Origin of the sequence: Variovorax sp. MHTC-1, from assembly GCF_003984645.1 — a bacterium.
GTDB lineage: Bacteria > Pseudomonadota > Gammaproteobacteria > Burkholderiales > Burkholderiaceae_C > Variovorax.
Genome location: NZ_RWKI01000005.1, coordinates 26923 through 44708 on the forward strand (window position 1 = coordinate 26923; position 17786 = coordinate 44708).

18 protein-coding genes are annotated in these 17786 nt (G+C 68.3%); 9 read left to right on the forward strand and 9 right to left on the reverse strand.

The annotated features are described in order from the left end of the window. Nucleotides 1–25 precede the first annotated feature (25 nt). From EJI01_RS10045 to EJI01_RS10065, 5 genes are all read left to right on the forward strand, one after another. The gene (locus EJI01_RS10045) at nucleotides 26–1102 is read left to right on the forward strand and encodes a branched-chain amino acid ABC transporter permease (RefSeq protein ID WP_126836975.1); all 1077 of its coding nucleotides are present in this window, start codon (nucleotides 26–28) and stop codon (nucleotides 1100–1102) included. Beyond that, entirely contained in the window at nucleotides 1099–1914 is an 816-nt protein-coding gene (locus EJI01_RS10050; protein ID WP_126836976.1) for an ABC transporter ATP-binding protein, read from the forward strand. The genes EJI01_RS10045 and EJI01_RS10050 overlap by 4 nt, the downstream gene beginning before the upstream one ends. Nucleotides 1915–2782: 868 nt before the next feature. After that, nucleotides 2783–3556, forward strand: coding sequence for an ABC transporter ATP-binding protein (locus tag EJI01_RS10055; RefSeq protein WP_126836977.1), 774 nt, complete (start codon nucleotides 2783–2785; stop codon nucleotides 3554–3556). A gap of 4 nt (nucleotides 3557–3560) precedes the next feature. Continuing rightward, nucleotides 3561–5438, forward strand: a complete 1878-nt coding sequence (locus EJI01_RS10060; RefSeq protein ID WP_126836978.1) for an AMP-dependent synthetase/ligase — start codon at nucleotides 3561–3563, stop codon at nucleotides 5436–5438. A 136-nt stretch (nucleotides 5439–5574) separates the two neighbouring features. Continuing rightward, entirely contained in the window at nucleotides 5575–6735 is a 1161-nt protein-coding gene (locus tag EJI01_RS10065) for an ABC transporter substrate-binding protein (RefSeq protein ID WP_126836979.1), read from the forward strand. Nucleotides 6736–6747: 12 nt separating this feature from the next. Here EJI01_RS10065 and EJI01_RS10070 read toward each other — a convergent pair whose 3' ends face one another. Genes EJI01_RS10070 through EJI01_RS10080 form a run of 3 tightly spaced genes read right to left on the reverse strand, consistent with a single transcriptional unit; the run spans nucleotide 6748 to nucleotide 9195 of the window. After that, complete coding sequence (locus EJI01_RS10070) at nucleotides 6748–7281, reverse strand: DUF4124 domain-containing protein (protein WP_185878887.1); 534 nt, start codon at nucleotides 7279–7281, stop codon at nucleotides 6748–6750. Between the two features lie 7 nt (nucleotides 7282–7288). After that, nucleotides 7289–8239, reverse strand: a complete 951-nt coding sequence (locus tag EJI01_RS10075) for a pseudouridine-5'-phosphate glycosidase (RefSeq protein WP_126837285.1) — start codon at nucleotides 8237–8239, stop codon at nucleotides 7289–7291. Nucleotides 8240–8274: 35 nt separating this feature from the next. Next, nucleotides 8275–9195, reverse strand: coding sequence for a LysR substrate-binding domain-containing protein (locus tag EJI01_RS10080; RefSeq protein WP_126836981.1), 921 nt, complete (start codon nucleotides 9193–9195; stop codon nucleotides 8275–8277). A 103-nt stretch (nucleotides 9196–9298) separates the two neighbouring features. On the opposite strand from EJI01_RS10080, the gene EJI01_RS10085 reads away from it, so the two are divergent. Then, nucleotides 9299–10438 carry a pyridoxal-phosphate dependent enzyme gene (locus EJI01_RS10085; protein WP_126836982.1) on the forward strand — a complete coding sequence of 380 codons (1140 nt, stop codon included), beginning with the start codon at nucleotides 9299–9301 and terminating at the stop codon, nucleotides 10436–10438. A gap of 22 nt (nucleotides 10439–10460) precedes the next feature. Then, a complete protein-coding gene (locus tag EJI01_RS10090; RefSeq protein WP_126836983.1) occupies nucleotides 10461–11435 on the forward strand; it encodes a Bug family tripartite tricarboxylate transporter substrate binding protein in 975 nt (324 codons plus the stop codon). Nucleotides 11436–11449: 14 nt separating this feature from the next. Here EJI01_RS10090 and EJI01_RS10095 read toward each other — a convergent pair whose 3' ends face one another. Continuing rightward, nucleotides 11450–11977 (reverse strand): hemerythrin domain-containing protein, encoded by a 528-nt coding sequence (locus EJI01_RS10095; protein WP_126836984.1) that lies wholly within the window; start codon nucleotides 11975–11977, stop codon nucleotides 11450–11452. Nucleotides 11978–12114: 137 nt separating this feature from the next. On the opposite strand from EJI01_RS10095, the gene EJI01_RS10100 reads away from it, so the two are divergent. Together EJI01_RS10100 and EJI01_RS10105 are read left to right on the forward strand one after the other, a co-directional pair. Then, complete coding sequence (locus tag EJI01_RS10100; RefSeq protein ID WP_126837286.1) at nucleotides 12115–12363, forward strand: DUF3297 family protein; 249 nt, start codon at nucleotides 12115–12117, stop codon at nucleotides 12361–12363. 137 nt (nucleotides 12364–12500) lie between these two features. Beyond that, a complete protein-coding gene (locus EJI01_RS10105) occupies nucleotides 12501–12755 on the forward strand; it encodes a hypothetical protein (protein WP_126836985.1) in 255 nt (84 codons plus the stop codon). An 11-nt stretch (nucleotides 12756–12766) separates the two neighbouring features. On the opposite strand, the gene EJI01_RS10110 is transcribed toward EJI01_RS10105, so the two are convergent. The 5 genes from EJI01_RS10110 to EJI01_RS10130 form a co-directional block, all read right to left on the reverse strand. Then, on the reverse strand, nucleotides 12767–13144 hold the full coding sequence (locus EJI01_RS10110; protein ID WP_126836986.1) for a VOC family protein: 378 nt from the start codon (nucleotides 13142–13144) through the stop codon (nucleotides 12767–12769). Between the two features lie 16 nt (nucleotides 13145–13160). Then, complete coding sequence (locus EJI01_RS10115) at nucleotides 13161–14627, reverse strand: SRPBCC family protein (protein WP_126836987.1); 1467 nt, start codon at nucleotides 14625–14627, stop codon at nucleotides 13161–13163. Between the two features lie 166 nt (nucleotides 14628–14793). Further along, nucleotides 14794–15234 carry an SRPBCC family protein gene (locus tag EJI01_RS10120; protein ID WP_126836988.1) on the reverse strand — a complete coding sequence of 147 codons (441 nt, stop codon included), beginning with the start codon at nucleotides 15232–15234 and terminating at the stop codon, nucleotides 14794–14796. Nucleotides 15235–15237: 3 nt separating this feature from the next. Next, on the reverse strand, nucleotides 15238–16932 hold the full coding sequence (locus EJI01_RS10125) for a flotillin family protein (protein ID WP_126836989.1): 1695 nt from the start codon (nucleotides 16930–16932) through the stop codon (nucleotides 15238–15240). Nucleotides 16933–16937: 5 nt separating this feature from the next. After that, on the reverse strand, nucleotides 16938–17771 hold the full coding sequence (locus tag EJI01_RS10130; protein WP_126836990.1) for a phosphoenolpyruvate hydrolase family protein: 834 nt from the start codon (nucleotides 17769–17771) through the stop codon (nucleotides 16938–16940). Between the last annotated feature and the right edge of the window lie 15 nt (nucleotides 17772–17786).

Genomic DNA, 17786 nt, shown 5'->3' on the forward strand with positions numbered 1-17786 from the left:
CGAGCTTGAAGGAATCAAGCAAGCCATGCGTTTCATCTTCAAGACCACTTACGCGCAGGACATCGCACTTGCGAAGCACGGCGGCCACATGTTCTGGTACAGCCTCCTCGGCGCGGCGCTGATCGCTGCGCCGTGGATGCTGCCGGAGTACTGGCTCGCGCAGCTGACCTTCGTGCTGATCTACGGCATCGTCGGCCTCGGCCTGATGCTCCTGGCCGGCTTCACCGGGCAGTTCTCGATCGGTCATGCGGCCTTTCTCGGTACCGGCGCCTACACGCAGGCCGTGCTCGCGAACATGGGGGTGCCCTTCCCGATCGCGATGGCGGCGGCCGCTGCGCTCTCGGCCGCGGTCGGCGTGGTGGTGGCGCTGCCGGCCTTGCGCGTCAAGGGCATCTACCTCGGCATCGCGACCCTGGCCTTCGGCTTCATCGTCGAGGAAGTGTTCGCGCGCTGGGAGAGCGTCACCGGCGGCAATTCGGGGCTGCATGTGAAGTCGCCCAAGCTCTTCGGGCTGGACATCAGCTCGAGCGAAGGCTTCTACATGGTGTGCCTGGTGGTCGCCGTGATCTGCACGCTGGCCATCCTGAACCTGCTGCGCTCGCCGACCGGCCGCGCCTTCGTCGCGATCCGCGATTCGGAGATCTCGGCGCAGAGCATGGGCATCCATCTCGCGCGCTACAAGACCATGTCCTTCGCGATCTCGGCTGCGCTGGCCGGGCTCGGCGGCGCGCTCTACGCGCACAAGCTCAGCTTCATCTCGCCCGACCAGTTCAACATCCTGCAGTCGATCGACCTGCTGCTGATGGTGGTGATCGGCGGGCTGGGTTCGGTGCACGGCGCCTTCCTCGGCGCGATCTTCCTGATCGCGATGCCGCAGCTGATCGCGCTCGGCAAGGACTGGCTGCCGCCGGTGATCGGCCAGGCGCCCGGCTTGCAGGGGCTGGTCTACGGGCTGGTGCTGATCGGCTTCGTGCTGTTCGAGCCGCTGGGGCTCTACGGGCGCTGGCTCAAGATCCGCACCTATCTGCAGCTCTTTCCGTTCTATCGCCGCGGGCTGTTCCGGCGGCAGAAGTCCTTCACCAAGTCGGATCGCCTGAGATGAGCTCGGATGTCCTGCTTGCAGCCCGGGACCTGAGCGTGCGCTTCGGCGGCGTGCTGGCCGTGAACAAGGTCAGCTTCGACGTGCGGCGCGGCGAGGTGTTCACGCTGATCGGGCCCAACGGCGCCGGCAAGACCACGGTCTTCAATCTGATCAGCCGCATCTACACGCCGACCGCGGGCGAGATCGTCTGGCACGGCGAGGGCGCGCCGCTTTCGCTCACGCAGCAGGCGCCGCATGCCATCGCCGCGCTCGGCATCGCGCGCACCTTCCAGAACATCGAGCTGTTCGAGCACGCGACCGTGCTGCACAACCTTCTGATCGGCCGCCACACGCACCGCCAGACCGGCTTCTGGAGCGAAGTTTTCTTCACGCCCGCCACGCGCCGCGCCGAGGTCGAGGCGCGCGAAAGGGCCGAGCGCGTGATCGACCTGCTGGACTTGCAGCATCACCGCGATTCGATGGTGGCGGGGCTGCCTTACGGCGTGCGCAAGGTGGTCGAGCTGGCGCGTGCGCTGTGCACCGAGCCCAAGCTGCTACTGCTCGACGAGCCGTCGTCCGGGCTCAACGTCGAGGAGACCGCCGACATGGCCTTCTGGATCCAGGACATCCAGCAGGAGCTCGGCATCTCGGTGCTGATGGTGGAGCACGACATGTCGCTGGTGTCGAAGGTGTCGGACCGCGTGCTGGCGATGAACATGGGCGAGGCGCTGGCTTCTGGGACGCCGCGCGAGGTGCAGTCGGATGCGCGGGTGGTGGAGGCGTATCTGGGGACGGTGGATGACCTGAGCGGGTTGAGGAGGCGCGCTGCATGACTTCGGTATTGCTCCCTCCCCCTCCGGGGGAGGGGTGGGGTGGGGGCACTGGGCCTTTGAATCGTTGCTGTTCCTTGCTGAGGCTGGAGCCGGGTCTCGCCCCGGCGGGCGAGTCACTTTCTTTTGCGTCGCCAAAAGAAAGTAACCAAAGAAAAGGCGACCCCACTGTCTGCGACCCCCTTCGGGGGCAACCTGCGGTGCTCGGGTCGCCGGCCTGCCGCAGAACTCGCTGCGTTCACTTCGTTCACTGCGCTCAGACAGCTGCGGCAAGTCAGATCACGAAGCACGCCTGTCCTTCGGCAGGCGTGCGGCCGACGCCCCTGCGCTCCTCGGCGCAGCCAGAGGGGAGTGGGTCGAGCCATCGCTTCGCTCGGCCGCCAACGGCCACGCTGCGCGGGCCTGGACTGGTTCCCTGGCCTTTGAGCCGGCGCTTGCGCGCAGGCCCAGTGCCATCGCTCACCCTTCCACCCCACAAATACGCGCCATGGCGCGTTGGAGTTCGATCCCCTCTGCGCGTGCCGAGGAGCGCAGTGGCGCCGGCCGCACGCCTGCCGAAGGACAGGCGTGCTTCGTGGTCTGACTTGCCGCAGCTGTTTGAGTGCAGTGAGCGAAGTGAACGCAGCGAGTTCTGCGGCGGGCCGGTGACGCGAGCACCGCAGGTTGCCCGGAGCGCAGCGGAGGGACACGCGCAGTGGGGTCGCCTTTTCTTTGCTTACTTTCTTTTGGCGAAGCAAAAGAAAGTGAGTCGCCCGCCGGGGCGAGACCCGGCTCCGGACTCACCAAAGAACAGTAACGATTCAAAGGCCCAAGAGCCCCCACCCCAACCCTCCCCCAGAGGGGGAGGGAGCAAGAGAGGGAGCAAGACGCCATGACCGACACCGTTCTCCAGCTCCTCAACGTCGAGAGTGCCTACGGCCCCATCAAGGCCATCCGAGGTGTCAGCCTGAGAGTGCGCCAAGGCGAAATAGCCACCGTCCTCGGCTCCAACGGCGCCGGCAAGACCACCATCCTGAAAACCATCTCCGGCATCATCGACCCGCGCAAGGGCAGCATCGAATTCCAGGGCCGGAACATCACCGCCAAGGACCCGGCCCACATCGTCCAGCAAGGCCTCTCGCACGTCCCCGAAGGCCGCGAGGTGTTTCCGCTGCTGTCGGTCAAGGACAACCTGCTGATGGGCGCCTACACCCGCACCGACCGCGACGGCGTGGCGCGCGACATCGAGACCGTCTACGGCTATTTCCCGATCCTGCGCGAGCGCGCCACGCAGGAGGCCGGTCTGCTCTCGGGCGGCCAGCAGCAGATGCTCGCGATCTCGCGCGCCATCATGGCGGCGCCCAAGCTCATCCTCCTCGACGAGCCCAGCCTGGGGCTCTCGCCCAAGCTCACGCGCGAGATCTTCGAGATCGTGGTGCGCATCAACCGCGAGCGCGGCACCACCATCCTGCTGGTGGAACAGAACGCCAACATGGCGCTCAACGCAGCTGACTACGGCTACGTGCTCGAGAACGGCCGCATCGTGATGGAGGACACCTGCGAACGCCTGCGCGAGAAGGAGGACATCAAGGAGTTCTATCTCGGCCTCAAGGACGAAGGCGTGCGCGGCGAGCGGCGCTGGAAAAAGAAGAAGACCTGGAGGTAAGGCCATGGCCAAGCAGCATCGGCAGCAGCAGCAAGGACTCTGGGACCTCTCTCACATCCAGCCGCGGCACGAGATCGTGGTGCAGGGCGACACCGTTCCCGCGATTTTCTGGAACGCCGAGCGCGCGCGCGGCGATCAGGTCTGGATGCGGCAGAAGGAATTCGGCATCTGGCGCAGCTGGAGCTGGCGCCAGACCGCCGAGGCGGTGCGCGAGATCGCCGGCGGGCTGATGGCGCTCGGCTTCGCGCCCGGTGAGTGCGCGTCGATCCTGGCCAACACCGTCGTCGAATGGGTGCTCTGCGACATCGCCGTGCTCAGCTGCGGCGGCGTCGCCAACGGCATCTACCCCACCGACGCGGCCTCGCAGGTGCACTACCTGTGCGAGGATTCGCGCACCACCGTGCTCTTCGTCGAGGACGACGAGCAGCTCGACAAGGCGCTCGAAGTGCGCGCCGGGCTGCCGCTCCTGCGCAGGGTCATCGTGTTCGACATGGAAGGCCTGCGCGATCTTCATCACCCGGACGTGATGAGCCTCGACGCACTGCGCGCGCTGGGCCGCGACTACCTCCAGGGTCACCCGCAGGAACTCGAGCAGCGCATCGCCGCCTGCCGCCCCCAAGACCTGGCGATCCTGGTCTACACCTCGGGCACCACGGGCAAGCCCAAGGGCGCGATGCACAGCCACCGCGGGCTGGTCCACACCATGCGGGGCTACAACATGCTGGTCGCGCAGGACGAGCGCGACGAGCGCATGTGCTTCCTGCCGCTGTGCCACATCGCCGAGCGCATGGGCGGCGAGTACTTCGCGATGTACACCGGCGCTGTCCTCAACTTCGTCGAGAACCCCGAGACCGTGCCCGAGAACGTGCGCGAGATCGCGCCCACCGTGTTCACCGCCGTGCCGCGCGTGTGGGAGAAGTTCTATTCGGGCGTGATGATCGCGCTGAAGGAAGCGAGCAGCCTGCAGCAGGCGGCCTACCGCTGGAGCATCGGCGTCGGCGGCGCCATCGCCGAGCGCGTGCTCGCGGGGCAGCCGGTGGGCGGCCTGCTGCGCTTCAAGTTCCGCCTCGCGCGCTGGCTCGCGCTGGACAACGCGCGCAAGCTGATCGGCATCCACCGCGCGCGTTTCCTGGTCACCGGCGCGGCGCCGATCTCGCCCGAGCTGGTCAAGTGGTATCTCGCGCTGGGCGTGCCGATGCTCGAGGTCTGGGGCATGACCGAGTCCTGCGGCGCTTCCACCGGCGTGCCGGCCGCGCGCATCAAGCCGGGTTCCATCGGGCCTGCCGCGGGCTACAACGAGGTGCGCCTCGATCCGGCCACCGGTGAGATCCTGGTGCGCGGCACCAACGTCTTCATGGGCTACCTCAACCTGCCCGAGAAGACGGCGGAGACCATCGACGCCGACGGCTGGCTGCACACCGGCGACGTCGGCACCGTCGACGAGGACGGGTATTTCCGCATTACCGACCGCATGAAGGACATCATCATCACGGCAGGCGGCAAGAACATCACGCCGAGCGAGCTGGAGAACGAACTCAAGTTCAGCCCGTACATCACCGATGCCGTGGTGATCGGCGATGCCAGGCCTTACCTGACGGTGATCGTCATGATCGACCAGGAGAACGTCGAGAAATTCGCGCAGGACCACGATGTGCCTTTCAGCAACTACGAAAGCCTCACGCGTGCACAGGAGGTGCAGGACCTGATCCAGGGCGAGATCGACCGCGTCAACGCCAAGTTCGCGCGGGTCGAGCAGATCAAGAAGTTCTTCCTGCTGGAGACGCAGCTCAGCGCCGAGGACGAAGAGCTCACGCCGACGATGAAGCTCAAGCGCAAGCTGGTGCAGGTCAAGTACGCCGAGCGCATCGATCGGATGTACTGAAATGAGCTCTCCCCCAGGCTTCGCGCACTTCGTGTCGCTCTCGCCAACCCCCTTCCGGGGGCAACACCAGCGGCCCGGCAAAGCCGGTTCCGCGGTGTTTCCCGAAAGGCTCTGTTCACAACCAAGGAGTAGGTCGATGAAATCAGCCATTCGATTGACATTTGCGGCGGTCGCGCTGACCGGCTCGGCAGCGTTCGCGCAGCAGGGCGTCACCAAGGACGAGATCCGCATCGGCACCATCCAGGATCTTTCGGGCCCGATCGCGGGCTTCGGAAAGCAGTCGCGCAACGGCATGCAGCTGCGCGTGGACGAGCTCAACGAGCAGGGCAGCGTGCATGGCCGCAAGCTCAGGCTCTTCGTCGAGGACTCGGCCTACGACCCCAAGAAGGCGGTGCTGGCGGCGCAGAAGCTGGTCAACCAGGACAAGATCTTCATCATGGCCGGCCACATCGGCACCGCGCAGAACATGGCGGCGATGCCGGTGCAGTTCGACAAGAACGTGATCAACTTCATGCCGATCACGGCGGCGCGCGAAATGTACGAGCCCTTCCACAGGCTGAAGTACTCCTTCGCCGCCACCTACTACGACCAGATTCGCCTCGCGCTGCCCAAGATGATCAAGGAAAAGGGCGCCAAGAAGGTCTGCACCATCTACCAGGACGACGAGTTCGGGCTCGAAGTGCAGCGCGGCGCCGAGGCGGGCCTCAAGACCGCCGGCATGGAGCTGGCCGAGAAGACTTCGTTCAAGCGCGGGGCGACCGACTTCTCCTCGCAGGTCGCGAAGATGAAGGCAGCCAACTGCGATCTCGTGGTGATGGGCACCATCATCCGGGAGACCATCGGCACCATCGGAGAGGCGCGCAAGACCGGCTTCAACCCGACCTTCCTGGGCTCGAGCGCGGCCTACACCGACCTGATCCACAAGCTCGGCGGCAAGGCGATGGACGGCCTCTACGCCACCATGACCGCGCAGAACCCCTACACCGACGAGCAGTCGCAGCCGATCCGGTTCTGGGCCAACAAGTACAAGACCAAGTTCAACGAGGACCCGACCGTGTTCTCGGTCTACGGCTACACCATCATCGACCAGTTCATCAAGGCGGCGCAGAAGGCCGGGCCCAACCTCACGACCGACAGCTTCATCAAGGCGATGGACAGCATGACCTTCGAGCCCGACATGTTCGGCGGCCCCAGGAGCAGCTACACCGCCACCAAGCGCCTGGGCAACGACCAGTCGCGCCTGTCGCAGATCGTCGACGGCAAGTGGAAGGTGGTGTCGGACTACGTGTCGCCCTGAGGCGTCGCCGGCTCAGCGGCAAATGGTGGTGGTGCCCACCGGCCGGCAGGTCTTTCCGTCCGGGGTCTGGTAGCGGTCCAGCCGGCCGGAGCGGTCGTAGTGGTTGCCCTGCGTGTCCTGGCAGCCCGCCGCATCGCAGTTGCGGATGCGCGGCTGCAGGTTGCGACGCGGCATGGGCTCGCGATAGGCGCCGGGGTAGGGGTATCCATCGTCGATCGCCACTGGCTCGCTGTTGCGATCGCTCGAGCGCGCATCGCCGGGCCGCTCGTTGCCGCTGGCGCCGCGGGAGTCGATGATGGCCGGGCCGGCCGGCGCCTGAGCCGGCATCGGGGCCGCTGCCGCCGGGCCGCGCTCCTCGCGCGGCCGTTCGGCGGCGCCTCGCACCGGAGGCGGGGGTTCCGACACGCGTCCCACCGGGCTGGCGCCCGGCGGGCACGCGCCGTCGGTATAGCTCACGTTGCCGGCCGCGTCTGCGCAGCGGATCACCGCCGCGCTGGCGAGAGGGGCGAGCGTGCTCAGGATGGCGAGAAAGAGGAGTTGGCGCATAAGGCGTTCATTGTGCCTCCGCGCCCCGTCCCGCATGGGCCAACGCCAGCGCCAGCCTTGCCCCCACCTCGGCGTTGTGCTTGACGAGCGCGATGTTGGTCGCCAGGCTGCGTCCGCCCGTCAGCGCCTTGATGCGCGCCAGCAGAAAGGGCGTCACGGCCTTGCCGGCGATGCCCTGCGCCTTGGCCTCGGCGAGCGCCTGCCGGGTCAGCGCGTCGATCTCCTCGCGCGGCATCGCCGCCGCCTCCGGCACCGGCGTGCTCAGCACCACGCCTCCCGCCAGGCCCAGGTCCCACTTGGTGCGAATGAAGCGTGCCTGCGCCGCGGCCTCGTCCAGCCTGAAGTCGGCGCGAAAGCCGCTGTCGCGCGTGTAGAAGGCGGCGAGGTTGTCCTGCTCGCAGCTGAGCACCGGCACGCCGTGCGTTTCCAGGTATTCCAGCGTGAGCCCGATGTCCAGGATCGACTTGGCGCCGGCGCACACCACGGCGACCGAGGTTTTCGCCAGTTCCTGCAGGTCGGCCGAGATGTCGAAGCTCTCCGGCGCGCCGCGGTGCACGCCGCCGATGCCGCCGGTGACGAAGACCTCGATACCGGCCAGCGCGGCGCAGATCATCGTGCCGGCCACGGTGGTGGCGCCGAGTCCGCCGCCGGCCAGCACGGCCGGCAGGTCGCGTCGGCTGACCTTGTGCGCCTGGCCGCCCGAGCGGGCCAGCAGCTCGAGCTCCTCGTCCGAGAGGCCGATGCGGATTCGCCCGCCGATCAGCGCGATGGTCGCGGGCTCGGCGCCCAGGCTGCGGATCAGGGCCTCCACCTCGCGCGCGGTGCGAACGTTCTCGGGGTAAGGCATGCCGTGCGCGATGATGGTCGACTCCAGCGCCACGAGCGGGCGGCCGGCGGCCTGCGCGGCGGCCACGGGCGCGCTGCGAGTCAACCAGGAGTGGGCGAGGTCGGCAACCATGTCGATGCTTCCGCGAGTGTGGTTCACGCGGCGGTTCAACGCAAATGGCGCTGCAGCCGCCGACTGTCCTCCTCCAGTTGCTGGCGCATGACGGACAGGAACTCCCTGGCCGTGGCCGACAGCACCTTGCCCGCCGGCAGGGCCAGCAGGCAGGCGAAGGACACGTCGATCGACAGCTTGCGCACGACCAGCCCACGCTCGGCGTAGTCGAGCGCGGTGATCGGATTGACCAGGCCGACGCCCAGCCCGCGCAGCGCCATCTCGCAGACGCTGGCCGCATAGGGCGTCTGCGCGGCCACGCGCAGCGCGATGCCCAGCGGCGCCATGGCCGCTTCGAGCCGGCGATGCGCCGGGTCTTCGGGGTTCAGAGCCAGGAACGGAAGCTCCGCCAACTGCTGGGGCTTGACGGTCTTGAAGCGCGCCAGCGCGTGCCCCTCTCGCATCACGATCACGCCGGGCATGCGCGCGAAGGTCGAATGCTCGATGCCTTCCAGCGACAGTTCGTCGGCCATGAGCCCGAAATCCGAGATGCCCATGGCCACGCGGTCGCGCACATCCTTCGAGCTCAGCACCTGCAGCGACACCTGCGGCCAGGCGCCGTCGCCGCGCTGCGCCTTCAGCCGCGCCAATGCGCGCGGCATGAAGCCGAGCCCGAAGGCTGGATAGCAGCTGAGCTCCAGCTGGTTGACCCCGAAGTCGCGCAGGCTGCGCAGCCGGTGCTCGATGGCGTCCATGCCGATGAACACGCGCTCCACCTCGGTCCAGAGCGCGCGCGCCTCGGGCGTCGGCACCAGCCGCCCGCCGGTGCGCTGGAACAGCACCATGCCCGCCTGCGCCTCGAGCCGCTTGAGCGATTGGCTGACGGCCGGCTGCGTCACATGCAGCTGCGCCGCCGCCTTGCGCGTGGTGCTGCTGCGCATCAGGGCCCGGAAGGTCTCGATCTCGGTAAATCGCATTGATAAGTTGTGTTATCGAGTGAGTAGATAGATCGACTTTATTTTATTTATCTGCGCCTAGCATTGGGGCATCGATGCACGAACGAGAAAGAGACCCAGTGTGATGAGCTCCCTGCTTTGTGCCCTGGTCCGGCCGATCCGGCCGATCAGGAACCCGCGCCTGCGCAGCCTGCAATGCCTGCGCTGCAACGCCGAGTACCCCATCCGCCTCGCGCACGAGGGCTGCCCGGCTTGTCGCGCAGAGGGCGTGCATGTGGGCTTGTGCGCGAGCTATCAGGCCGACGCGTCGGCACCTCTCATGCCGTACACGCAAAGCTTCACCCTGGGCGAGGGCGGCACGCCGCTGTATGCGATGCCCGATCTGGCACGCCGCTTCGGCGTCGCGCGCCTCGGCCTCAAGGACGAGTCCTGCAATCCGACCGGCTCGCACAAGGACCGGATGAGCGCCGTGGGCGTGACGCAGGCGCTGGACTTCGGCGCCCACACGCTGGTGCTCGCCTCCTCGGGCAACGCCGCGGTGTCGGCCGCGCACTACGCGCAGGCCGCGGGCCTGGCCTGCGAGGTCGCGAGCTACGAAGACATGCCAGTCGCCTACGCGCGCGCGCTCGACGCCGCGGGCGCCAGGCGCTTCGCCTTCGCCGACAACGCCGGCCGCTGGGCCTTCGTGCGCGAGCGCGCATCGCGCGAGGGCTACTTCGCGCTCACCAACTACAGCTTGCCGGCGCTCGGCAGCGCGCCGCTGGCCATCGAAGGCTACAAGCCGATCGCCGACGAATGCGTTGAGCAGGGCGGCCTGCCCGACCATGTGCTGGTGCCCACCGCACGCGGCGACCTGGCGTGGGGCCTCTTTGCCGGCTTTCGCGATCTGCTCGCCGCCGGCCGCATCGCGAAGCTGCCGCGCATCTGGGCGGTCGAGCCCTTCGCGCGGCTCTCGCGGGTGCTCGAAGGCGGCGCGCTGGATGCCGACTATCCCGGCCGCACCGCGCAGTTCTCCACCGCCGGCACAACCGTCACCTATCTTCAATGGCAGGCGGTCACCGCCACCGGCGGCGGCGCCGTGGTCGTGGGCGACGATGACGCCCGCGCGGCCCGGCGCCTGCTGGCGCAGGCCGGCCTCGGTGCGGAGCTCTGCGCGGCCGGTGGCCTGGCTGCGCTTTCGCAACTGCGCGAGCGCGGTGTGATCGCCGCGGACGAGCACGTGCTGGCGATGCTCACCGCCGATGACTCGCGCGATCCGAGCTGATCCTGGTTTCAAGGAGTTCCCCATGTCGCCGATGCATCGCCGTACCTTCCTGAGCGCCGCCGCGCTGATGGCCGCCGGGCCGAAGGCCTGGGCCGCGTTCCCCGACAAGCCGATCAAGCTGATCGTGCCCTGGGCCCCCGGCGGCAGCACCGACGCCATTGCGCGCGCCATGGCGCAGGGCATGAGCAGCGCGATGGGCATCTCGGTCGTCGTGGACAACCGGCCCGGCGCGGCCGGCCAGATCGGCACCGAGGCCGCCGCCCGGGCCGCGCCGGACGGCTACACGATCGTCATCGTGGAACTCCCGCACGCCATCGCACCGGCGGTGATGACCCGCCTGCCCTACGACCTGCTGCGCGACTTCACGCCGATGACGATGATCGGCACCTCGCCGCTGGTCTTCTTCGGCGGAACCGGCGCCGACGGCAAGGATTTCAGGAGCTTCATGAAGGCCGCTGCGGCCGCTGCCTCGCCGCCCGCCATCGCGCACAGCGGCGCCGGCACCGTCAGCCATCTGGCCGCGGAGCTCTTGGCCACCCGCAGCCGGATCAGGTTCAACATGGTGCCGTACCGGGGTTCGGCTCCCGCGCTCAACGACGTGGCGGCGGGCATGGTGGCGGGCCATTTCGCCACGCTGGCCAGCGGCTCCAGCCTGCTGGGCGCCGGCAAGCTCCGCGCGCTGGCGGTGGCCAGCCCGCAGCGCGTGGACCTGCCGCCGCTGAAGGGCGTGCCCACGCTGGCGGAGGCCGGCATCCAGGGGGTCGAGATCGACCAGTGGTGGGCCATGGTGGCGCCGGCCACCACGCCGCTCGATGTGACCGAACTCCTGCGCCGGGAGGCCGCTGCGGCACTCGCCCAGCCGGTCGTCAAGGAGCGCTTGTCCGCGCTGGCCGTGGAGCTGAAGGCGTCCAGCAGCGGCGAGCTGCGCGCCTTCATGCGTGCGGAGGCCGAGCGCTGGCAGAAGGTGGCGAAGGAAATCGGCCTGCAGCCGCAGTAGCGGCGGCGCGAGCCTCAGGAGAATGGGCGCCCGCGGTCGCGCTCCTTGAGGGTCTCCATCGCCGCGGACATCGACGACACCACGGCGGCCCACTCGTCGCCCGTCAGCAGCAGCGCCGTTTGCGAATGGAGCAGGGTTTCTTCTCGCTCCATCTGCGCGTGCATCAACCGGTGGTGCTCTTCCAGCAGGGCTTCAAGGGTCTCGGTGTCGAGCGCTGCCCCCGATTCGGCAAGCCTCAACATGACCTTCGCCTGTGTGAGCAGCCTGTCGCAGTGCGTGCGTTCCAGCTCGAGCTCGTCGAGGAGCTGGTCCGCTTCTGCCGCCCTGCCGCGCAGTATGTCGAGCAGGACGACGCCCTTCGGGCGATGCGTCGCTTCGTCGAAGGCCTGGAGGCGTTCGATGAGCTCGACCAGCGACGCTGCCTGCGGCCCCGGGCGCGCCCAGGCTCCCGATTTCAGCATGCCGTCGACCAGCGCCAGCAACTCGCGAATGCGAGTGTGCTCGGCACGCAAGATGATCCACGCGCATTCGGCCGCCAGCATGTCTCGTCCCCTTTGGCGCCAGCTTACTCCTCTGCATTTGCCATGGCGGTCCGGCCCCGTGGCCAATGGGGTCTCGCGCCGATGAGCCAATGACTCGGGACGGCACAATGCAGATCATTCCCGCCGATCCCTCATCCATGACCGAAGCCACCCCCATCCCTCCTCTTCCCGATCATCTGTCTATTGACCCGCGCAGCCCCCATCACGTCGCTGCCGTCTTCAAGCGCGACATCGGCATCCGGTTCAACGGCAAGGAGCGGCTCGACGTAGAGGAGTACTGCATCAGCGAAGGCTGGATCAAGGTGCCCGCGGGCAAGACGCTGGATCGCAAGGGCAAACCGCTGCTCATCAAGCTGAAGGGCAAGGTCGAGGCGTTCTACCGATAGGTCGATCCGTCAAGCCAAGTCGGAGCGCTCCTACGCGCCGCTGCGTCTTGTCCGATCCCGCTCGGCGCCGTCGGCCGCTCGCCCGCCTTCCGTGCGGCTCTATGGTGCTATCTCCGACCATCGCAAAGGAGAGCGCCATGAGCGATCCGAAAGGCAGCGGCAAGGCCAAGGACCCCGAGATGCAGGGCGAAGGCAACTACACGGCAGCGCGCCGCTACGATGAGGCCACGACCGAGTTCGTGAAAGCGGGCAAGGTGGACGAAGCGGCGAGCAAGGCACGCCCCAAGACGGAGGCGGAGGCCGACGAGATGAAGAAGGCCGAACAAGCGGGCAAGTCGCACGCCAAGGGCGAAGACCCGGCACTGCACAAGAAGCAGAAGAGCCAGGGTTGAACGCCGGGCTGCTACGGCTTCTCGGAGGCGTCGAAGTCCAGCTCGACCTTCGCCCCGTTGGGGTCGTGGCAGAACAGCTGCCAGGTGCCGGCACCCGTCTGCTGCCGCAGCTCGTACTTCGTGCCGCTCTGGTCGAAGCGGGCCTTGACGGCGCGCAGGTCGCGCGCGCTGAAAGCCATGTGGTCGATGACGCCCGTGCGCTGCGCCGGTACCGGCCGCCCGAAGTAGAGGTGCAGCACCGCCTGCGGCCCCTCGCCGTAGAGCCACGCGCCCGGAAAGCCGAGGTCCGGGCGATGGCCGACGGTGAGCCCGAGCAGGCCCGTGTAGAAGTCCAGCGTCTTCTTCTCGTCCTCGGCCGTGACGGTGAAGTGGTTCATCCCGACGATCATTTCGCTTGCTCCTTGTTCATGGCACCAGCACCAGTGCGCCGATGGTGGCGCGCGATTCGAGCCGCGCGTGCGCCTCCGCCGCGGCGTTCAGCGAACAGCGCTCGATCGGCGGCGCATTGATGGAGCCGTCCGCGAGCGCGTTCCAGACCCGCTGCGCGCGTTCCGCGAGCTGCTCGTTGGTCGCCACGTAGTCGAATACCACGGGCCGCGAGAAACTCAGCGACTTGGCGACGAGCGCGTCGGCCGGCAGCGGCGCCAGCGGTCCGCTGGCCTGGCCGAGGCTGATCCAGTGGCCGCGGCGCGCGAGCGCGGCCAGATTCTCGTCGCGGGCTGCGCCGCCCAGGCCATCGATCACCACGTCGGCACCACCGCAGGCGCGCTGCACGGCATCGGCGAAACGGTAGTCGCGCGTCACGATCACGTGCTCGCAGCCGTGTGCGCGCGCGACGCGCGCCTTCTCTTCGCTCGACACGGTGCCCAGCACGACCGCGCCGAGACGGCGCGCCCAGGAGCAGACCAGCAGACCCACGCCGCCGGCCGCCGCATGCACCAGCAGCCGCGTGCCGCGCTGCACGCGTCCGAGGTCGCGCAGCAGGTAGTCGGCGGTGATGCCCTTGAGCAGCAGCGCGGCGGCGACATCGTCCTCGACCGAAGCCGGCAGTCGCAGCACCCAATCGGCCGGCACGCAGCGCAGGTCGCAGTAGGCGCCCGGCTGCGGTCCGAGATAGGTCACGCGGTCTCCGGGAAGCAGCCCGCTGACCTGCGGCCCGACATCGAGCACGGTGCCGGCCGCCTCCATGCCCGGCACGCCGGGCAAGGGAAGCATGGACGGCATCCAGCCGCGCCGCAGGTACACGTCGATGAAGTTGACGCCGATGGCGCGCTGGCGGATGCGCACCTCGCCCTCGCGCGGTGCCGGGACTTCGGCCTCTTGCGGGCGCAGCTCTTCGGGCCCGCCGTAGCGTTCGATGGCGACGCGGCGTGCGCGCATGGCCACGGCTTGCGGCATCGCGGCGGCCCGGCCGGTCGCCCGCAGGTCGCCGCCTTGCTGCAAGTGCCGGCACAGGTTCTCGAATCCTGCTTCGTACACACCCTGCGCCACCATGTCGCGCAGCTCGCGCTCCATGCCCGGCGGCGTCGCGAAGGTCGACTCCCAGTGCCAGAAGGTGCGGTTGCCGTCGGTCACCGGCTTGAGGGTGACGGTGGCCACATAGCGCTGCAGCGGCACCGTCGCCTCGACGATGCAGTAGGTGCTTTTGTGCTCCACGTCCGACAGCGTCAGCAGCTGCTCGCGGATGCGGTTGCCGTCGCGCAGCGTGAAGCTGCGCACGCAGCCGACCTGGTCGCTGCGCTCGTTGCCTTCGATGCGGCTGGCCTCGACCACCTCGTGCCACGCCTCATGGCTGTTGAAGTCGCGCAGCACGGCCCAGACACGCTCGATCGGCGCGTCGATGACGGTCGAGCGGACGACGCGCTGGAGCATCAGGCCGCCCGCCGGGCCGCCCCAAGGGCGGACTGCGCCCCCTCGGGGGGCAGCGAGTACACGAAGTGATGAGCGTGGGGGTCATCCCTCCGCCGGGCCGCCCCAAGGGCGGCCTGCGCCCCCTCGGGGGGCAGCGAATACACGAAGTGATGAGCGTGGGGGTCCATCAGCCTTTTCCGAAGTGGCGTTTCAGTGCGTCGAAGCCGCCCTGGAACACGCCGCCGCCGATCGCCTCCGTCAGCTCGCGCTCGCGGCCCTCCTCGCAGTCGAACTCCGCGCTCCATTCGGCGAAGCAGCGTGCGCCGTCGGTCACCGGCGTGAGCTTGAGCGTGGCGGTGTAGTTCGTCACGCCCATCGGGCTTTCGAGCATCTCGTAGGTGCAGCTGTATTCGTAGTCCGACAGCGCCAAGAGCTTCTCGCGGATCATGCCGCCGTCGCGCTGGTGGAAGTGGCGGATGCAGCCGACACGATCGCCCGGCTGGTTGTTCTCGATCCGGCTGTCCGCGATCAGCGGATGCCACTGCGGCAGGCCGTTGAAATCGCGGATGCGCGACCACACGCTGTCGGCGCTGGCGTCGATCACGCTGGAGACGTACACCTGCACCATGCGCTATCCCTTCGCCTTGGGGCCGCTCGACGGCAACGCGGCCTGGGCGCCGCTGACGTCGCCCACCAGCCGCTGGATGTCACCGCCCTCGATGCCGATCTCGCGCAGCAGCTGGTCCACCAGCGGCGCCTGCGCGCGAAAACGCAGCGCCGAGTTGACCAGCCCGTCGGCAAAGCCGCCGCCGTCGCCGTTCTGGGTGCCCGCACCCGACGAGCCGCCCAGGCCGTCGACGTGCAGGATCTTGATGCCCTCGATGCGCTCCATCGGCCGCACCGATTCGCGGATGATCGCCTCGGCCTTCTCGACCAGCTTCATGCGCAGCGCCGACATGCGCGCCTCGGGCGAGAGCATGTTGTGCGCCTCGTTCATCATGCGCGCCGCCTCGGCCTCGATCTCGGCACGTACGCGCAGCGCCATCGACTTGATCTTCTCGGCGTCGGCATCGGCCTCCGCCTGGGCGCGCACCGCCGCGCCGCGGTTGGCGCTGGCGTCCTTCTCGGCCTGCGCCGCGGAAGTGAGGCGCAGCGCGTCGCGTTCGGCGACCTGCGCCGCACCGATCAGGTCGATGGCCTTCTTGCGCTCGGCCATCTCGACCTCGCGCGCCGTGAACACCTTCTCCTCGGCGGACACCGCCAGCGCACGGGCGCTCTCGGCCTCGGCCTGGGCCTCGCTCTGCGCCTTGCTCTCGCGCGCGACCGCGATGGCGCGCTGCTGCTCGGCGAGCTCGAGCGACATGCGGCGTTCGATCTCGGCGCTCTGGATCGCGCGCTCCTTGCCGATGCGCTCTTCCTCGATGGTCTGCTCGGCGCGGATGCGAGCCGCATCGATGCTCTGCTTGGCCGTGATCTGCGCGCCCTCGGCGGCCTGTTCGCGCTGCGCGCGCTCGGTGGCCACCTCGGCACGCTGGCGGGCACGCGCGATCTCGACCTCGCGCTGCTGCGTCAGCCGGGCGTACTCGCCTTCGCGATCGATCTCCAGCGAGAGCTTCTCCGCCTCGAGGTTCTTGTTGCGGATCGCGATCAGCGTGTCCTGCTCGACGTCGTTGCGCTGCTTCTTGCGGTGCTCGATCTGCTCGGTCAGGCGCGTCAGGCCCTCGGCGTCGAAGGCATTGCTCGGGTTGAAGAACTCCATGCCGGTCTGGTCGAGCTGGGTCAGCGAGGCGGCCTCGAGCTCCAAGCCGTTCTTGGTCAGGTCCTCGGCCACCGCCTCGCGCACCCGCCTCACGTAGGCGCCGCGCTTCTCGTGCAGCTCCTCCATCGTCATCTCGGCCGCGGCGGTGCGCAGGGCATCGACGAACTTGCCTTCGACCAGCTCCTTCAGCTGGTCCGGCTCCATGGTCCGCAGGCCCAGCGTCTGCGCCGCCGCGGCCACCGCCTCGGGCTTGGTGGCCACGCGCACGTAGAACTCGGCGATCACGTCGACGCGCATGCGGTCCTTGGTAATCAGCGCCTTGTCGCGGCCGCGGCTCACTTCGAGTCGCAGCGTGTTCATGTTGACCGGGATCACGTCGTGCACGATCGGCAGCACGAAGGCGCCGCCGTCGAGCACCACCTTCTGGCCGCCGAGGCCGGTGCGCACGAAGGCGCGCTCCTTGGAACTGCGCAGGTACAACCAGTGGAGCAGCCAGACCGCGACTGCGACCACGATCGCGACGACGATCAGCGCGAGGATGAAATTGCCGAATTGAGCGCCTGACATGGATGTCATCTCCTTGTGATCTGAACGAAGCGGCGCGTGGTTTCGGTGAGCGCCGCCTCGACCGGCAGGCGCTCCATCGAACTCGCGCCGTAGAAGCCGTGGCATGCGGGGCAGTGCGCCAGCATGTGCCGCGCGTCCTCCGGCGTGGCGATCGGGCCGCCGTGGCACAGCACGATGGCCTCCGGATTCACCGCGTGGGCTGCCGCTGCCCACAGGTTGACGCGTTGCACGCAATCGGAGAGCGTGAGCGCGGTCTCGGCGCCGATCGATCCGCCGGTGGTGAGACCCAGATGGCAGACGATGATGTCCGCGCCGGCCGCGGCCATCGCGCGCGCGTCGTCCTCGCTGAACACGTAGGGCGTAGTCAGCAGATCGAGCGCGCGGGCGCGTTCGATCATCCGGACCTCGAGCGCATAGCCCATGCCGGTTTCCTCGAGGTTCGCGCGGAAGGTGCCGTCGATCAGCCCGACGGTCGGAAAGTTCTGCACGCCCGAGAAGCCCAGGCCGATCAGCCGTTGCAGGAATTCTTCGGGGATCATGAAAGGGTCGGTGCCGTTGACGCCTGCCAGCACCGGCGTGTTCTTCACCACCGGCAGCACCTCGCGGGCCATCTCGCAGACGATCTCGTTGGCGTTGCCGTAGGCCAGGAGGCCTGCGAGCGAGCCGCGGCCGGCCATGCGGTAGCGGCCCGAGTTGTAGATCACGATCAGGTCGATGCCGCCGGCCTCCTCGCACTTGGCCGACAGGCCGGTGCCGGCACCGCCGCCGATGATCGGCCGGCCGGCGGCGATCTTGGCGCGGAAGCGTTCGAGCAGCGTGGTTCTGGCGATGCGGGGCATGGTTGGGTCGTGTGT

Excerpts from the sequence above, each read along its gene's own strand:
- EJI01_RS10075 (WP_126837285.1), bottom strand. The coding sequence starts at position 8,239 with ATGGTTGCCGACCTCGCCCACTCCTGGTTGACTCGCAGCGCGCCCGTG.
- EJI01_RS10085 (WP_126836982.1), top strand. The coding sequence starts at position 9,299 with ATGAGCTCCCTGCTTTGTGCCCTGGTCCGGCCGATCCGGCCGATCAGG.
- EJI01_RS10055 (WP_126836977.1), top strand. The coding sequence starts at position 2,783 with ATGACCGACACCGTTCTCCAGCTCCTCAACGTCGAGAGTGCCTACGGC.
- EJI01_RS10105 (WP_126836985.1), top strand. The coding sequence starts at position 12,501 with ATGAGCGATCCGAAAGGCAGCGGCAAGGCCAAGGACCCCGAGATGCAG.
- EJI01_RS10070 (WP_185878887.1), bottom strand. The coding sequence starts at position 7,281 with ATGCGCCAACTCCTCTTTCTCGCCATCCTGAGCACGCTCGCCCCTCTC.
- EJI01_RS10110 (WP_126836986.1), bottom strand. The coding sequence starts at position 13,144 with ATGATCGTCGGGATGAACCACTTCACCGTCACGGCCGAGGACGAGAAG.
- EJI01_RS10100 (WP_126837286.1), top strand. The coding sequence starts at position 12,115 with ATGACCGAAGCCACCCCCATCCCTCCTCTTCCCGATCATCTGTCTATT.
- EJI01_RS10115 (WP_126836987.1), bottom strand. The coding sequence starts at position 14,627 with ATGCTCCAGCGCGTCGTCCGCTCGACCGTCATCGACGCGCCGATCGAG.
- EJI01_RS10080 (WP_126836981.1), bottom strand. The coding sequence starts at position 9,195 with ATGCGATTTACCGAGATCGAGACCTTCCGGGCCCTGATGCGCAGCAGC.
- EJI01_RS10090 (WP_126836983.1), top strand. The coding sequence starts at position 10,461 with ATGTCGCCGATGCATCGCCGTACCTTCCTGAGCGCCGCCGCGCTGATG.
- EJI01_RS10050 (WP_126836976.1), top strand. The coding sequence starts at position 1,099 with ATGAGCTCGGATGTCCTGCTTGCAGCCCGGGACCTGAGCGTGCGCTTC.
- EJI01_RS10125 (WP_126836989.1), bottom strand. The coding sequence starts at position 16,932 with ATGTCAGGCGCTCAATTCGGCAATTTCATCCTCGCGCTGATCGTCGTC.
- EJI01_RS10120 (WP_126836988.1), bottom strand. The coding sequence starts at position 15,234 with ATGGTGCAGGTGTACGTCTCCAGCGTGATCGACGCCAGCGCCGACAGC.
- EJI01_RS10065 (WP_126836979.1), top strand. The coding sequence starts at position 5,575 with ATGAAATCAGCCATTCGATTGACATTTGCGGCGGTCGCGCTGACCGGC.
- EJI01_RS10045 (WP_126836975.1), top strand. The coding sequence starts at position 26 with ATGCGTTTCATCTTCAAGACCACTTACGCGCAGGACATCGCACTTGCG.
- EJI01_RS10130 (WP_126836990.1), bottom strand. The coding sequence starts at position 17,771 with ATGCCCCGCATCGCCAGAACCACGCTGCTCGAACGCTTCCGCGCCAAG.
- EJI01_RS10095 (WP_126836984.1), bottom strand. The coding sequence starts at position 11,977 with ATGCTGGCGGCCGAATGCGCGTGGATCATCTTGCGTGCCGAGCACACT.
- EJI01_RS10060 (WP_126836978.1), top strand. The coding sequence starts at position 3,561 with ATGGCCAAGCAGCATCGGCAGCAGCAGCAAGGACTCTGGGACCTCTCT.